Annotated in this window: 14 protein-coding genes; 10 read left to right on the top strand and 4 right to left on the bottom strand. The window is 65.0% G+C overall.

Annotated features, from left to right (window positions below; all coding sequences use genetic code 11):
• Positions 1-28: 28 nt before the first annotated feature.
• From PVA39_RS00600 to PVA39_RS00560, 9 genes are all read left to right on the top strand, one after another.
• The gene (locus tag PVA39_RS00600) at positions 29-1033 is read left to right on the top strand and encodes an alpha/beta fold hydrolase (RefSeq protein WP_274122353.1); all 1005 of its coding nucleotides are present in this window, start codon (positions 29-31) and stop codon (positions 1031-1033) included.
• Between the two features lie 448 nt (positions 1034-1481).
• Positions 1482-2357 (top strand): 4-hydroxy-tetrahydrodipicolinate synthase, encoded by an 876-nt coding sequence (dapA, locus tag PVA39_RS00595; RefSeq protein ID WP_274122352.1) that lies wholly within the window; start codon positions 1482-1484, stop codon positions 2355-2357.
• Between the two features lie 14 nt (positions 2358-2371).
• Positions 2372-3532 (top strand): iron-containing alcohol dehydrogenase, encoded by a 1161-nt coding sequence (locus PVA39_RS00590; protein WP_274122351.1) that lies wholly within the window; start codon positions 2372-2374, stop codon positions 3530-3532.
• On the top strand, positions 3529-4776 hold the full coding sequence (locus PVA39_RS00585) for a four-carbon acid sugar kinase family protein (protein WP_274122350.1): 1248 nt from the start codon (positions 3529-3531) through the stop codon (positions 4774-4776). The genes PVA39_RS00590 and PVA39_RS00585 overlap by 4 nt, the downstream gene beginning before the upstream one ends.
• Positions 4769-5791: a 4-hydroxythreonine-4-phosphate dehydrogenase PdxA gene (pdxA, locus tag PVA39_RS00580; protein ID WP_274122349.1), complete on the top strand. Its 1023-nt coding sequence runs from the start codon at positions 4769-4771 to the stop codon at positions 5789-5791. Before PVA39_RS00585 ends, pdxA begins: the two co-directional genes overlap by 8 nt.
• Positions 5792-5844: 53 nt before the next feature.
• Positions 5845-7257: a sodium:solute symporter family protein gene (locus PVA39_RS00575; protein ID WP_075928959.1), complete on the top strand. Its 1413-nt coding sequence runs from the start codon at positions 5845-5847 to the stop codon at positions 7255-7257.
• Complete coding sequence (locus PVA39_RS00570) at positions 7244-8368, top strand: sialidase family protein (protein ID WP_274122347.1); 1125 nt, start codon at positions 7244-7246, stop codon at positions 8366-8368. The genes PVA39_RS00575 and PVA39_RS00570 overlap by 14 nt, the downstream gene beginning before the upstream one ends.
• A gap of 46 nt (positions 8369-8414) precedes the next feature.
• Positions 8415-9101: an SDR family NAD(P)-dependent oxidoreductase gene (locus tag PVA39_RS00565; protein WP_274122346.1), complete on the top strand. Its 687-nt coding sequence runs from the start codon at positions 8415-8417 to the stop codon at positions 9099-9101.
• A 53-nt stretch (positions 9102-9154) separates the two neighbouring features.
• Positions 9155-9916, top strand: coding sequence for a DeoR/GlpR family DNA-binding transcription regulator (locus tag PVA39_RS00560; protein ID WP_093500985.1), 762 nt, complete (start codon positions 9155-9157; stop codon positions 9914-9916).
• A gap of 180 nt (positions 9917-10096) precedes the next feature.
• Here PVA39_RS00560 and PVA39_RS00555 read toward each other — a convergent pair whose 3' ends face one another.
• Positions 10097-10624, bottom strand: a complete 528-nt coding sequence (locus PVA39_RS00555; RefSeq protein WP_443200924.1) for a DUF3617 domain-containing protein — start codon at positions 10622-10624, stop codon at positions 10097-10099.
• 92 nt (positions 10625-10716) lie between these two features.
• Positions 10717-11220, bottom strand: a complete 504-nt coding sequence (locus PVA39_RS00550) for a GNAT family N-acetyltransferase (RefSeq protein ID WP_274122345.1) — start codon at positions 11218-11220, stop codon at positions 10717-10719.
• 215 nt (positions 11221-11435) lie between these two features.
• Here PVA39_RS00550 and PVA39_RS00545 point away from each other — a divergent pair, with 215 nt between their 5' ends.
• Complete coding sequence (locus tag PVA39_RS00545) at positions 11436-12353, top strand: ion transporter (protein ID WP_274122344.1); 918 nt, start codon at positions 11436-11438, stop codon at positions 12351-12353.
• On the opposite strand, the gene PVA39_RS00540 is transcribed toward PVA39_RS00545, so the two are convergent.
• A complete protein-coding gene (locus tag PVA39_RS00540) occupies positions 12280-12669 on the bottom strand; it encodes a DUF1850 domain-containing protein (RefSeq protein ID WP_274122343.1) in 390 nt (129 codons plus the stop codon). The genes PVA39_RS00545 and PVA39_RS00540 overlap by 74 nt on opposite strands.
• Positions 12666-14690 (bottom strand): TRAP transporter permease, encoded by a 2025-nt coding sequence (locus PVA39_RS00535; RefSeq protein WP_274122342.1) that lies wholly within the window; start codon positions 14688-14690, stop codon positions 12666-12668. The genes PVA39_RS00540 and PVA39_RS00535 overlap by 4 nt, the downstream gene beginning before the upstream one ends.
• Positions 14691-14802: the final 112 nt, after the last annotated feature.

Below are 14802 nucleotides of genomic sequence, written 5' to 3'. Positions count from 1 at the left end.
ATCACAGGACTTTGCGAGGAATTTTCAAATGATTGAATTGGTTAAGGAAAAGCGCTTCATGCCGCTGGGTGATCTGCGGCTGCAAAGCGGTCAGGTGCTGCGTGACGCGCAGCTCTGCTATCAGGTGCTCAGCCAGGCGAACGCGGCGCGGGACAATATCGTGCTGCTGCCGAGTTACTACGGCGGCACACATTGGGGCAACTTGCCCTTGCTTGGTGCAGGAAGTCCGTTGGCCAGCGGTGAGTACTGTGTGGTTTTGGTGTCGATGCTCGGGGCCGGTTGGTCCACCTCGCCAAGCAATGCCGCAGAGGGGCAGCGTGGCGCCGATTTTCCACAGATCGCGCTCGGCGATAATGTCGAGGCGCAGCGTCTCCTGCTCGATAGGCTGTTCGGTGAGTGGCGCCTGGCACTGGTGGCGGGTTGGTCGATGGGGGGTATGCAGGCCTTTGCCTGGGCTATGGCGTATCCACAGCGGGTTGCACGCATCCTGCCCATCTGCGCGACCGCTCAGTGCTGGCCGCACAATCGGGTATTTCTCGAGGGGGTCAAGGCGGCGCTGTGCGCCGATGCCGCCTGGCAGGGCGGACACTATGGACAGCCGCCTGAAGCCGGGTTGCGCGCTTTTGCGCGTGTTTATGCAGGCTGGGCCTATTCGCAGGCGTTCTACCGCAAGGATCTGTATCGCGCGCTGGGGTTCGAGACGATCGAGGACTTGTTGGCCTACTGGGAAGAGGATCACCTGCAGCAGGACGCCAATGACCTTTTGTGCGTGCTGCAGGCCTGGCAGCGTACCTGGTTCGCCGACTCACTGGTTGCCGAGCTAGGCCGTATAGAGGCCCGCACCCTGATCATGCCGGGCAGCAGCGACCTTTACTTCACGGTCGAGGATGCTCGGCACGAAGCCGCGCTGATCCGCCAAGCCGAGCTGCGCATATTGCAGTCGGACTGGGGGCATTGTGCAGGCGGCCCCGGCCGGGAGCCGCAGGCGATGGCGCAAATATTTTCGGGGATGGCGCAATTGCTGGCGGGCTGATCGTGCCTGCTGCGCCATGTTGCGGCTTACAGGGACGTTGGCCACCTCTCAGACGAAAGACCTCCTTCACCAGGCACCAAGCCGTGACTTGACAGCAACTGCTGCCGAGCCAGGCGGATCTCGATGTTTGTTTGCGCATGGTCAGCGACCCAGCCGCCCGCACATCAAGCCCGGTCGTGCCGCAATGCTCGCCGTGAACCTTGAATCGCCCAGCCTTCGGGTAGACGTTGCCGCCGAGAACACGCCTGACAAATCCCGCGATCCGCCTTGCGCTCAGCGCTGTTTGGGTGCTGCCTTCAAGTCAATCAACCGATCGTAACGCCCATCTAAAACGAGCGATTCGATCAAATATACGCCGCAATCCCTGAACCAACTAGAAAATATTTGATCGATTCAATCACCAATGCTATTAATACTGAACAAAACAATCATAAAGACAGGATAAGCCATGAAATTCCACGGTATCGTCCCTGCCCTCGTCACGCCGTTCAATGCGGCCCAGGAGGTCGATGAACCGGCGCTTGCCGCGCTTATCGAGAGCCTCGTCTCTTCCGGTGTGCACGGCCTGTTCGTGCTGGGCACCAATGGCGAGTTCTTCGCGCTCTCCGACGCCGAGAAAGTGCGCATTGCCAAACTGACCGTTGAGCTCGCCGCCGGCCGCGTGCCGGTGATTGCCGGCACCGGCGCCTTCGCCACCCGCGATGTGATCGAACTGAACAAGAAGATGAGCGATGTGGGCGTTCAGGCCCTGTCGGTCATCACGCCGTTCTTCAATGCCGTCAGCCAGAGCGAACTGATCAATCATTACCAGCGCATCGGCGACGCCTCCGACCTGCCGATCATGCTCTACAACATCCCCGCCAAGACCGGCATGTCGATCGGCATCGGCGCGGTTGCCGCGCTTTCCCAGCACCCGCAGATCAAGGGCATCAAGGACAGCGCTGGCAACTTCGACGCCCTAGTGCAGATGATGCGCTACCGCAGCGACGACTTCGCGGTGTTCGCCGGCACCGACTCGCTCATCTACTGGAACCTGCTGGCTGGCGGTGACGGCGCGGTGGCGGCCACTGCCAACGCCGTGCCCCATGTGGTGATGGAGATCTGGAACCAGTTCCAGGCCGGCAACCACGAAGCCGCCCGCGCCGCTCAGGAAGCCCTGCGTCCGCTGCGCGACGCCTTTGCCCTGGGCACCATGCCGTCCGTGCTGAAGAAGGCCACCGACCTGCTCAACGTGCCGGTCGGCCCCTGCCGCGCGCCCGTTACCGCCCTCGATGAACAGACCGTGCACAAGCTCGAAGGCTTGCTGGCCGTCTACCAACGCTGAGCCGGAGGACCACCATGTATCACTTCCAGACCGTCAAACACGTCGTTCACGGCCCCGACAGCCTCAATAGCCTGGGCGACAAGCTGGCGCTGCTCGACAAACCACTGCAGCGCGTGGTGCTGGTCACCCAGAACGCCATGCACCAGCTGGGCGTCACCGAACGCGTGGTCGCTCAGCTGCAGGCCAAGTCCATCGCCGTCACCGTGATCGATGACGTCGAGATCGAGCCGACCCTGGAAAACATCGAAGGCGTGTTCCGCCGCGCCGTGGCCCCTGCCGCGCCAGATGCGCTGATCGCCATCGGCGGCGGCAGCGTGCTGGACGCCGCCAAGCTGTTCGCCGTGCTGCTCACCAACGACATGCCGCTACGCGACATGCTCGGCATCGACAAGGTGCCCAACGCCGGCGCGCCCATGGTGCTGGTGCCAACCACCTCGGGCACCGGCTCGGAAGTCACCCCCAACGCCATCGTCACCCTGCCGGACGAAGAGCTGAAGATCGGCGTGGTCAGCCGTCACCTGCTGCCGACCCTGGTGATCCTCGACGCCACCCTGACCCTTGGCCTGCCCAAGCCGATCACCGCCGCCACCGGCATGGACGCCTTCACTCACTCGCTGGAGTCGTTCATTTCCACCAAGGCCAATCCCATCAGCGACACCTTTGCCCTGGAGTCGATGCGACTGATCGCCGGCAGCATCGTCGAGGCCTATCAGCAGCCCGGCTCGGTGCAGGCCCGCAGCGACATGCTGCTCGGCTCGATGTATGGCGGCCTGGCCCTGACTGCCGCCGGCACCGCTGCCGTACACGCCCTGGCCTACCCGCTGGGTGGCAAGTTCCACGTCACCCACGGGGTGGCCAACGCCATGCTGCTGCCCCACGTGATGGCCTTCAATATGGATGCCTGCGCGCCACGCCTCAAGCGCGCTGCCTGCGTCTGCGGCCTGGCGCAAGAGACGGACAGTGACGAAGTGGCCGCGCGCAAACTGATCGACCAGATCAGCGCCTGGACCGCCACCCTGGAGATTCCCCAGAACCTGCGCGACTTCGGCGTGGCCGAGGAGCACCTGGCGGACATGGCCGTGGCGGCCTCCAAGGTCACCCGCCTGATGGTCAACAATCCCAAAGCACTAAGCCTGGACGACATCCAGCAGCTGTACCGGCGCCTGCTGCCATGAAACGCCCCCTGCTGGTGATCGCCGACGACCTGTCCGGCGCCGCCGATTGTGCGGCCGGCTTCGCGCGCCACGTGGCTACCGAGGTGCTGCTGGACCCGCGGGCCGAGCACCGCGCCCAGCCGGTGACCGCCATCGACCTGGACACCCGTCGCCTGCCGCCGGACCAGGCCGCGCAGCGCCATCACGCCCTACTGGAAACCCGCACCTTCGCCGGCCACGGGCTGTACAAGAAGGTCGACTCGACCCTGCGCGGCAACCTGCTCAGCGAAGTTGCCGCGCTGTTGGGCAAGGGCATGGCGCTGGTCGCCCCCGCCTTTCCGGCGATGGGTCGTACTACCTTGGGCGGCGTGCAGTACGTCGATGGCGTGGCCGTCGATCAGAGCGATGTCTGGCGCAACGAAGGCCTGAGCGGCACGAGCGATCTGCTCGAACTGTTCGGCAGTGACGGCTTGCGCTGCGCCGCACTCGACCTCGAACAGGTACGCGGCGCCGAGCTGGCTGGATCGCTGGCCCGCCATCTGCGAGCCGGTACCCAGGTGCTGGTCTGCGATGCCCAGTTGGATGCCGACCTGCAGGCGCTGGCCCAGGCCTCGGTCGAGCACGCCGATCAACTGTTCTGGGTCGGCTCGGCCGGCCTCGCCCAACACCTGCCCGCCGCCCTGGGGCTCGCACCGCGCATAGCGCCGGCGCTGCCTGAGGCCGCAAAGCCTGTGCTCACCGTGGTCGGCAGCATGTCGCGGCATTCCCAGGCTCAGGCCGCGCTGCTCGCCGAGCGCAGCGGCCAGCAATGGCAGCGCATCGAACCACAGCTGTTGCTGGCAACTGATGCAGCCGATCAGCGCGACGCGTTGAGCGCTCGCTTGGCCGCGCAGATGGCGAGCGGCAAGGATCTGCTGATCAGCCTCGAACAGCGCGACCGCGACCCAGCTCAAGCGACGTTGCTGGGCGCGCCCCTGGCGCAGTTGCTGCTGCCGGCCATCACCAAGGCCGGCGCACTTATCGCCACCGGCGGCGAAACCGCCCGCGCCCTCCTTGCCGCTGCCGCCATCGACAGCCTGCAGCTGCACGGCGAGCTGGCCCCCGGCGTGGTGCTGTCCAGCGCCCGCCGGCAGGGCCGCGAGCTGGCCATCGTCACCAAGGCCGGTGGCTTCGGCCAGCCGGACACCCTTTACCAGGCCTGGGCTCGCCTGCACGGCGCCAGCCATTCCCAGCCCCTCTCCGAGAAGGAAGCCCACCATGTCTGAACGCCCCGTAATCGGCATCACCCTGGGCGATGCTGCCGGCGTCGGCCCGGAAATCATCATGAAGTCCCTGGCCCATGACAGCGTCTACGCCATGTGTCGACCGCTGGTCATCGGCGACGCCCGGCGACTGGCCGATGCCAACCGCATCGTCGGCGGCAGCCTCGAGGTCAACGCCATCGAGCATCCGCGTCAGGCACGGTTCCAGCCCGGCGTGGTGGACTGCATCGACCTCGACCTGATCCCCGACGACCTGCCCTACGGCCAGCTCTCGGCGATCGCCGGCGACGCGGCCTTCCGTTACATCGAGCGCACCGTGCAGCTCACCGAAGCCGGTGAGCTCGACGCCATCTGCACCGCGCCGCTGAACAAGGAAGCCCTGCACGCCGGTGGGCATATCTTTCCCGGCCACACCGAAATGCTCGCCCACCTGACCGGCATCGAAGAGGTGTCGATGATGCTGATGACGCCGACCCTGCGGGTCATCCACGTCACCACCCACATCGGCATCATCGACGCCATCGCCCGCATCGAGCCGGGTCTGGTGCGCCGCACCATCGAGCGCGCCCACGAGACCCTGGTACGCGCCGGCATCGACAATCCGCTGATCGCGGTGTGCGGCATCAACCCCCACGCCGGCGAGAACGGCCTGTTCGGCTACGGCGAGGAGGCCACCAAGATCCAGCCGGCCATCGACGAGCTGCGCGCCCGCGGCTGGCGCGTGGAAGGCCCGCTGCCGGCCGACACCCTGTTCTTCCGCGCTGGCCGTGGCGACTTCGACGCGGTGGTCGCCATGTACCACGACCAGGGCCATGGCCCCGTGAAGGTCATGGGCCTGGAGGCCGGGGTCAACGTCACCATCGGCCTGCCGGTGATCCGTACCTCGGTCGATCACGGCACCGCCTTCGACATCGCCGGCAAGGGTATCGCCGACGAACGCAGCCTGATCGAGGCGCTGCGCCAGGCCGTGGAACTGGCCACACGCAAACGCAAGCAGCCGACTCCTACCCACGCCTGAGTCACCCCCAACTTCCTCACGCAAGCCCTAGACAAGAACAATCGGAGCGAATGATGGAAACCTTCAACACCCAAGGCACGTTGATCATCATCGGCATGGTGGTCGTCTACATCCTGTTCACTTCCTGGCTGACGATGCGCATTCGCAGCAAGAACACCGAACAGTACATGGTCGCATCGCGCAGCATGCCGGCCTTTATCGTCGGCATGCTGATGATGTCCGAATACATCGGCGCCAAATCCACCATCGGCACCGCCCAGGCGGCGTTCGAAAGCGGCATGGCCGCGGCCTGGGCGGTGGTCGCCGCCGCCATCGGCTTTCCGCTGTTCGCCATCCTGATGGCCAGGAAGCTCTACAGCTCCGGTGAATACACCATCTCCGGCTTCATCGAGCGCCGTTACGGTTATGGCGCCAAGATGATGGTCTCGGTGATCATGATCTACGCCCTGCTGCTGGTGAACGTGGGTAACTACGTCAGCGGCGCGGCGGCCATCGCCACGGTGATGCATATCAACCTGCCCACCGCCGCCTTCATCACCGCCATCGTCAGCACCCTCTACTACGCCTTCGGCGGCATGAAGAGCGTGGCCTACATCAGCGTGCTGCACACCGTCGTCAAATACGCCGGGGTGATGATCGTGCTGTGGATCGCCCTCAAGCTGGCCGGCGGTTTCGATCAGGTTCACCAGAGCCTGCCAGCGCACTACTTCACCTGGGACGGCGCCATCGGCGGCTCCAAGGTGATGGCCTGGATCATCGGCACCGTGGGCGCGATCTTCTCCACCCAGTACATCATGCAGGCGATCAGCACCACCAAGAGCGCCAAGTCCGCACGCAACGCCGCGCTGTGGGCTGGCCTGATGTGCCTGCCGATCTCCATCGCCCTGGGCGTGATTGGCGTGGTGTCCAAGTACCTGCATCCGGACATGGACAGCCTCTACGCCCTGCCGGTATTCCTTCAGTCGATGAGCCCATGGATGGCCGGTGTGGTCACCATCTCCCTGGTCGCCTCGGTGTTCGTCGGCGTCAGCGCCGTGGCCCTGGCCATCACCTCGCTGGTGGTGCGCGACTTCTACGTGCCAATCTGCAAGCCCAACGCCGAACGCGAATTCCGCATGACCAAGGTGATCAGCCTGATCGTCGGTTTCGTGCCCCTGGTGTTCGTGTTCGCCGCGCCGGAAATTCTCAACCTGTCGTTCTTCACCCGCGCCCTGCGCCTGTCGATCACCGTCATTGCCCTGGTGGCCATCTACCTGCCGCTGTTCGCCACCGGCCGCGGCGCGACCTGGGGCCTGGGCGCCGCCACGGTCACCACCAGCGTGTGGTACCTGATGGGCAACCCGTACGGCATCGATAACATGTACATCGCCCTGATCACCCCGGCCGTGGTGATCTGCATCGAGCGCCTGCTGCCGCGCAGCAAGGCCGACGCCAACGCTTCGGAGGTTTCCAATGCCAACTCTTGAACAGCGCCACGACGCCTACCTGCCCACGCCCTATGCCCAGAACCATGCCGCCAATCTGCATGAACTGGCCGACGGCACCCTGCTGTGCACCTGGTTCGCCGGCACCCAGGAAGGCATGGCCGACATCTTCGTGCTGCTGGCACGCCGCGACCCGGCTACCGGCGTGTGGAGCGAGCCGCAGAAGATGTCCGAAGACGCCAGCCGCTCGGAGCAGAATCCCATCCTGTTCCAGGCGCCGAATGGCCCGCTGTGGCTGATCTGGACCGCCCAGGTTTCCGGCAACCAAGAAACCGCCATCGTACGCCGTCGCCTGTCCGAGGACGGCGGCCTGACCTGGGGTCCGATCGAGACGCTGTTCGATGAAGTGGGCACCTTCGTGCGCCATCCGCCAGCGGTGCTGAGCAACGGCGACTGGGTATTTCCAGTGTGGTACTGCATCACCCAACCGGGCGAGAAATGGATCGGCAACCATGACGTCAGCGCGGTGATGATCAGCAGCGACCAGGGCCGCACCTGGAGCCGCCACGACGTACCGCAGAGCACCGGCGCCGTGCACATGAACGTCCATCAACTGAGCGACGATAGCCTGCTGGGCCTGTTCCGCAGCCGCTGGGCCGACAACATCTATGCCAGCCGCTCGACCGATCTGGGCCGCACCTGGAGCGTACCGGCGCCCACAGAATTGCCGAACAACAACTCGTCGATCCAGTACATCCGCCTGGTCAGCGGCGAACTGGCGCTGGTCTACAACCCGATCAACGCCGAGGGCATCGAGCAGCGCCGTGCCTCGCTGTACGACGAGATCGAGGACGAGGGCGACGAGCGTGTCACGCCGACCGTCAATGCCGATGGCCGCGGCGCCGTGTGGGGCATCCCGCGGGCGCCCATGAGCCTGGCGATTTCAGCCGATGAAGGTCGCAGCTGGCCGCTGCGTCTGGATATCGAGCTCGGCGATGGCTTCTGCATGACCAACAACTCCCAGGAGAAGCTCAATCGCGAGTTCTCTTACCCAAGCATCATCCAGGCCCGCGACGGTAGCCTGCACGTCGCCTTCACCTACTTCCGGCAGAAGATCAAACACGTGCATATTCCCCTGGCGGCTATCCGCTAGAGCCAACGGGCGCCCTGGCGGCGCCCCTTTTGCGTGGAGAATCCAGATGAGTGAAGACCGCCGCTGCGCCTTGGTCACCGGGGTCAGCTCGGGCATCGGCGAAGCCATTGCCCTGCGCCTGCTCGAAGACGGCTGGCAGGTGATCGGCATGAGCCGACGCGCGCCGAGCCTGCAACACCCGAACCTCAGTTTCATCGCCGCCGACCTGGCCGACAACGCCTCGCTGGCCGGTGCCCTGGGGGACATCCCCGCACTGGACGCCATCGTTCACGCCGCCGGTTTCATGCGCACCGCGCCCTTGGGTGAACTGCGCGCCGAGGACGGCGCGGCCATGTGGCAGGTGCACGTCAGCGCTGCCACGCAACTGGTCAACGGCCTGCTCGACCGCCTGCGAGCACCGGGACGCATCGTGCTGGTCGGCAGTCGCACCATGAACGGTGCGGCCGGCCGCAGCCAGTACGCTGCCACCAAGGCCGCGCTGATCGGCCTGGTACGTTCCTGGGCCATCGAGCTGGCGCCCAGGGGCATCACCGTCAACCTGGTCGCCCCGGGCGCCACCGAAACGCCGATGCTGATCGACCCGGCCCGCCAGGGCACGCCACCGCGCCAGCCGCCCATCGGGCGTTTTATCCAGCCCCGTGAAGTGGCGGCCATGACCGCCTTTCTACTCGGCCCCGACGCCGGCGCCATCACCGGTCAGCAGCTGGTGATCTGTGGCGGTGCCTCGTTGTGAGCTGGCCAGGCGGTAAGTGATACAGTGCAGCCGCCTCTCCCTGAAGGATCGCCATGAAAGTCGCCAAACGCCGCCAGGCCATTCTCGAGCTGGTGCTCTCCAACAACGGCAACGTCAACGTCGAGACGCTGTGCAGCTCGCTCGGCGTGTCCGAAGCCACGGTGCGCCGCGACCTGTCCTCGCTCGCCGAGCAGGGCATGATCATGCGCACCTACGGCGGCGCCGCGCACATCGGCAAGCATGCCCCGGAAGCTTCGCTGGAAGAGCGCAGCAGCCATTCCAGCCTGGAGAAGGAGCGCATCGCCCGCGCCGCACTGGCCCATGTGCAGGACAACGATACCGTGCTGCTCGACGGCGGCACCTCGACCGCGAGCCTGGCCCGGCTGTTGCGCGAGCGCACCGGCCTGCACGTGATCACCAACAACCTGCTGGCCCTGGAATCGCTACATGAATTGCCGCAAGGGCGGGTGACGGTGCTAGGCGGCGACCTGCGCCCCGGCAGCATGGCCACCTTCGGCCCCGCGGCCATGGCGATGCTCGAACGGCTGAGTGCCGACAAGGTGTTCGTCAGCGCCGATGGCGTGGTCGCCGGGCGCGGCCTGTGCGAAGCGAGCGCCAGCCAGGCCTATCTGAAGGATTTGATGATCCGCCAGGCGGCGGAGGTGTTCGTGCTGGCCGATGCCAGTAAGCTGGGCCGCGACCAGCAGCAATACTGGACGCCTCTGAACACCCGCTGGACGCTGATCACCACCGGCAGCGCCGAACAGCTGGCCGATTTTGACGGTGATCCGCGAGTGATCCAGCAGCGGCTCTAGGCTCTGTACGAAAAGTACCTGCGCTCGGTGATGCTTCGTTAAAAATCGGCTGGATTGCCAGCTCAGTCGGAATGCTCATTTACAGCTCGTAAACTCCGCTTCCTCACCGATTTTTGCCTCGCCTGACCTTCGCTCGGAGACTTTTCGGACAAACCCTCGGCCGCTGCTGGTCGCTTCAGGTTACTGACGCGGACGCAACGAGCCGCAGTCAGCCGACACCCAGCGCGCCTCGGATTCCATGCTGCCCTGCTGGCGGCCGGCGCCGCTGTCGAACTCGCCGTTGACCTTGGTGGTGAAGTTCTTGTCGTCGAGGAAGTGCGCCTCGCCCTGGCCGCGGCCCTGCGGGCAGGTGAAGTTGAACACCCAGCGGTCGTTGTCACGGGAAGTGATCTGCTGGCTGCAGTTGGGGTCCTGCAGGGGAATGTTCTGCGCATCGACCTGGGCCTGGCTGATGCAGTACTGCACGCCCTTGTCGCCGAGCTGGATGCCTTGCTGGGCCATGGCCCGCTCCATCATTTCGCGCTGGGCCTGGGGCAGGTTCTTGAACTGCTGCAGCATCACGTCGCTGCTCGGCAGAGTCTTGCCGCCCAGTTGCATGTTGTTGGAAGTGATTTCCCAGAGACCGGGCTGGATCGGTTGCTGGGCGGATGCCATGAAGGGCAGCGCCAGCAGGCAGAGAGGCAGTAACTTCACACTAAGCTTTGACATACGGAACTCCGTTCTATGACCGCGACGCGGCTCGCCAGATATCCGACAGCGCAGCGGCGGGTAAGTCTCGACGCAATGCTATCAGGACACCTTTAATCCTCGCGCTCCTGACGATACAGCCTGAGGCCCCGCGCCTGGTAGTTGGCCAGTGCACTGGGATGGTCGAGGGTGCAGGTGTGTACCCACACCCGCCGGGTGCCAGGCCACGCCCAGGCAGACTGCAGCGCGTGGGTCAGCAGCGGGCCGCCGAAGCCCTGGCCGAAGAAGGCTTCTGCCAGACCGAAATAGAGGATTTCCACGGCGCCTTCGGCGTCGCGCTGCAGTTCGTAGTAACCGGCGATCGCGCCTTGGTGATAAGCGACCCAGGTGCGGTGGTCGTCGCTTTCGATCGCCTCACGCCACTGCGCGTCGGACCAGGCGAGCTTGTCCGTCCACTCCCAGGGCTCGCCGACCAGTTGATAGAGAAAACGGTTGAGCTGGAACTGCTTGATGCGGCACTCGACCACCTGCAGATCATCGGGCATGGGCTTGCCGCGCACCTGCTCGGCGCTGCGCATTTCCAGGTAATAGGTGATGTTGCCGCCGTGCTCGCTCATACCGTGATCCGTCGTGTTGAGAGGCCTGGGCCTCGTGGCGAAGCACGCAGGCTAACGAGCAGCGCCGCGTGGGGCAATCCCGAGTCAGGTCGGACAGCGATAGCCGCCCGCAGCACCGCTACACATTTAGCGAAAATCCCGCCGGCCACTGCGCTTTCTTCCGCCCCTTCGCTTATTTACTCTCGGCAGCCCCGACCGCCGCCAGCGACATCACCATGACCTTGATCGCCACTCCCAACGCCCCCAGCGCCTGGCGCCAGCAACTGGCCCGGTTCATGGACGGCAAGCCCGTCCAGCGCGTCATCACCACGCTGATCCTGATCAACGCCGCGATCCTCGGCATGCTCACCTCCAGCGAGCTGACCCTTGAGTGGGGCTGGCTGCTGGTGCCTGTGGATATGTTCATCCTGGCGGTGTTCGTGATCGAGCTGGCGCTGCGCTTCGCCGCGCGGGGCATCGGCCTATTGCGCGATCCCTGGGCAGTATTCGATTGCCTGGTGGTCGGCATCGCCCTGGTGCCGGCCAGTGGCCCGTTCAGTGTACTGCGGACCTTGCGCGTATTACGGGTGCTGCGTCTGGTGTCGATCAACCCGAGCATGCGCAAGGTGGTGCAGGCGCTGCTGGCATCCCTGCCGGGCATGGGCAGCATCGTCATGCTGATGGGGCTGCTGTTCTACGTCGCTGCGGTGATGGCGACGCAACTGTTCGGCGAGCACTTTCCCGAGTGGTTCGGCAGCATCGGTGCCAGCCTCTACACCCTGTTCCAGGTGATGACCCTGGAGAGCTGGTCGATGGGCATCGTGCGGCCGGTGATGGAGCAGTATCCGCTGGCCTGGGTGTTCTTCGTGCCCTACATCCTGATCGCCACGTTCATGATGCTCAATCTGTTCATCGCGGTGATCGTCAACGCCATGCAGGATGCCCAGGGGCCGGACCCCGAGGTGGCGGCGCGGGCACAGCGCGAGGAGATGATTCTTCAGGAGCTGAAGGCGCTGCGGGCGGAGTTGGGGGAGATGCGCACCCGCTCCCACATGATTCAACGTATGGCAGCTTGCCCTGTCACCGGTCCCACTTGCAGCTCCACAGCTCCACCACCGGCTGACTCGCCGTCGGCGGCCCGAGCCACTCGCTGAACGGCTGGCATCCCTTTGCATGGCATAACTGATAGTCGCCCGCCTCGGGCGTGCGCCCCAGGCGCAGCGGTTGCAGGGGCGGCATCTGCCGCTGGTAATGCCAGGCGCCGTCACGTAGCACGGCACCATCGGGTATTTCCATGCCGGCGCCGCTGCCGCGGACCCGCGCCTCGCCGAGCAGCAGCCCGTCCGGCGTGACGCGGTAGTCCTCTTCCCAGCGGATTTTCTCGATGGTGTGGTTCCAGGCCAGGGTGAAGGACGGTACGGGCACCTGTGCCCATACCGCCCCCGCCAGCCCCAGACACAAGCCGATCAAGCGGCGGCCACAGCAACGCGGCGCGCGCGCCACAGATGCTGAGCGATCAGCAGAGCGCCGAGCGCATAACCGATCTCGTCACTGATCGGCAGGGCCAGAATCAGCGCCACACCGGCGGCGAATGCCCAGATGCGCTCCCACCAGGCCAGGCGCGTGTTCAGGTAACCGACCACCGCCATGCCCCACAGCCCGACCGCGAACACGCTCTTGATGAACATGTACAGGGTCGCGCCCCAGCTGTCGCCCTGCATCATCAGGGCCGGGTCGTACACGGCCATGAACGGCACCACGAAGCCGGCAGCGGCGATACGCACCGCCCACAGGCTGATCTTGAAGCCGTTCTCCTTGGCGATCGGCGCGGCCGCGAAGCAGGCCAGCGCCACCGGCGGCGTGAGGTCGGCCATCAGGCCGAAATAGAACACGAACATGTGCGAGACGATCAACGGCACGCCCAGGTCCAGCAGCGCCGGCGCAGCGATCGCGCTGGTGATGATGTAGTTGGGAATGGTCGGGATGCCCATGCCAAGAATCAGACAGGTGATCATGGTCAGCACCAGCGACAGGAACAGGTTGTTCTGGCCGATGGCGAGGATGTAGCCGGCAAAGGTGGTGGCGATACCGGTCAGCGAAACCACGCCAATGATCACGCCTACCAGGGCGCAGGCGATACCGACCGGAATCGCGTGGCGCGCGCCTTCGGCCAGCGCATGCACGCAGGCCTGCAGGGTTTCCCGGCCGCCCTTGATGAACCAGCAGACCGCCACCAGCGCGCCGATCACCCCGAACACCACGCCGATGCCGAGCTGGAAGAAGCCGGCGCAGAGAATGCCCAGGGCAATCCAGAACACCATGCGCATGATCTTCGACGACACCTTGAGGATGATCGCCGAACCGAGGATCACGATGGCGGTGAGCGCCAGGCCCACGGTGCCGGAGAACATCGGCGTGCGCCCGGAGAACAGCAGGTACACCAGCACCAGCAAAGGAATCAGCAGGAACCAGCGCTGCTTGACCGCCGCCCAGGCGCTGGGGCACTGGTCTTTCGGCAGGCCGCGCAGATTGGCACTCTTGGCCTCCAGGTGAACCATCCAGAATACCGAGCCGAAATACAGCAGCGCGGGAATCAGCGCCGCCTTGGCGACTTCTACGTACGGCACGTTGATGGTCTCGGCCATGATGAACGCCACCGCACCCATCACCGGCGGCATGATCTGGCTACCCATGCTCGATGTCGCTTCCACCGCACCGGCAAAAGCCGGGCGATAACCGAAGCGCTTCATCAACGGAATGGTGAACTGCCCGGTGGTCACCACGTTGGCCACGCCGGAGCCGGTAATGGTACCCATCAGCGCGGACGAGGCCACCGACACCTTGGCCGGGCCGCCCAGCTTGTGTCCGAACAGGCCCATGGCAAAGTCGGTGAACAGCTTGATCATCCCGGCCTGCTCGAGGAAGGCGCCGAACAGGATGAACAGGAAAATGTAGGTCGCCGAGACGTAGGTCGGGGTGCCGTAGAAGCCCTCGGTGCCGAAGGCCAGCTGGTTGACGATCTGGTCGAAGCCGTAGCCCCGATGCGCCAGGTCGCCCGGCAGGTACTCGCCGAACAGGCCGTAGAGGAGGAACAGTCCGCAGATCAGTGGCAGGGCGATGCCCATGACGCGCCGCGCCGCCTCGAAGATGAGCACCGTCAGACCGACGCCGATGATCATGTCCCAGGTGGTGAGGTCGCCGGAGCGCAGAATCAGATCACCTTCGAAAATCCACTGGTAGGCGAAGGTGGCCATGCCGGCCAGGCCGAGCAACCAGGCCAGGGGCTGGTTCGGGCGGCCCTTGCCGAAGGCCGGGTAGCAGAGAAAGACCATCAGCAGCAGGAAGCCGACGTGCCCGGCACGCAGTACCTGGCTGGACACCGGGTGAAAGGCTGCCGTGATGATCTGGTACGTGGAGAACAGCAAGGCGGTGTAGAACAGCGCCTTCGGCCATTCGTTGGGGCTGCTGTTGAGCCCTTGGTTTTCGCTCATGAAGGTCGTGCCTCACGCAAGGAAAGCTGGAAATGAGCCGATGCATTCGTGGTTCGTAGGATGGGCGAGGCGACTGTGGTGGATGAAACAAGCGCCGCGATTACAGCTGCGC

Origin of the sequence: Pseudomonas sp. CNPSo 3701 (genome assembly GCF_028674975.1) — a bacterium.
Lineage (GTDB): Bacteria > Pseudomonadota > Gammaproteobacteria > Pseudomonadales > Pseudomonadaceae > Aquipseudomonas > Aquipseudomonas straminea.
Note: the sequence above shows the minus strand (reverse complement) of the source record. Positions and strands in the feature narration are given on the sequence as shown.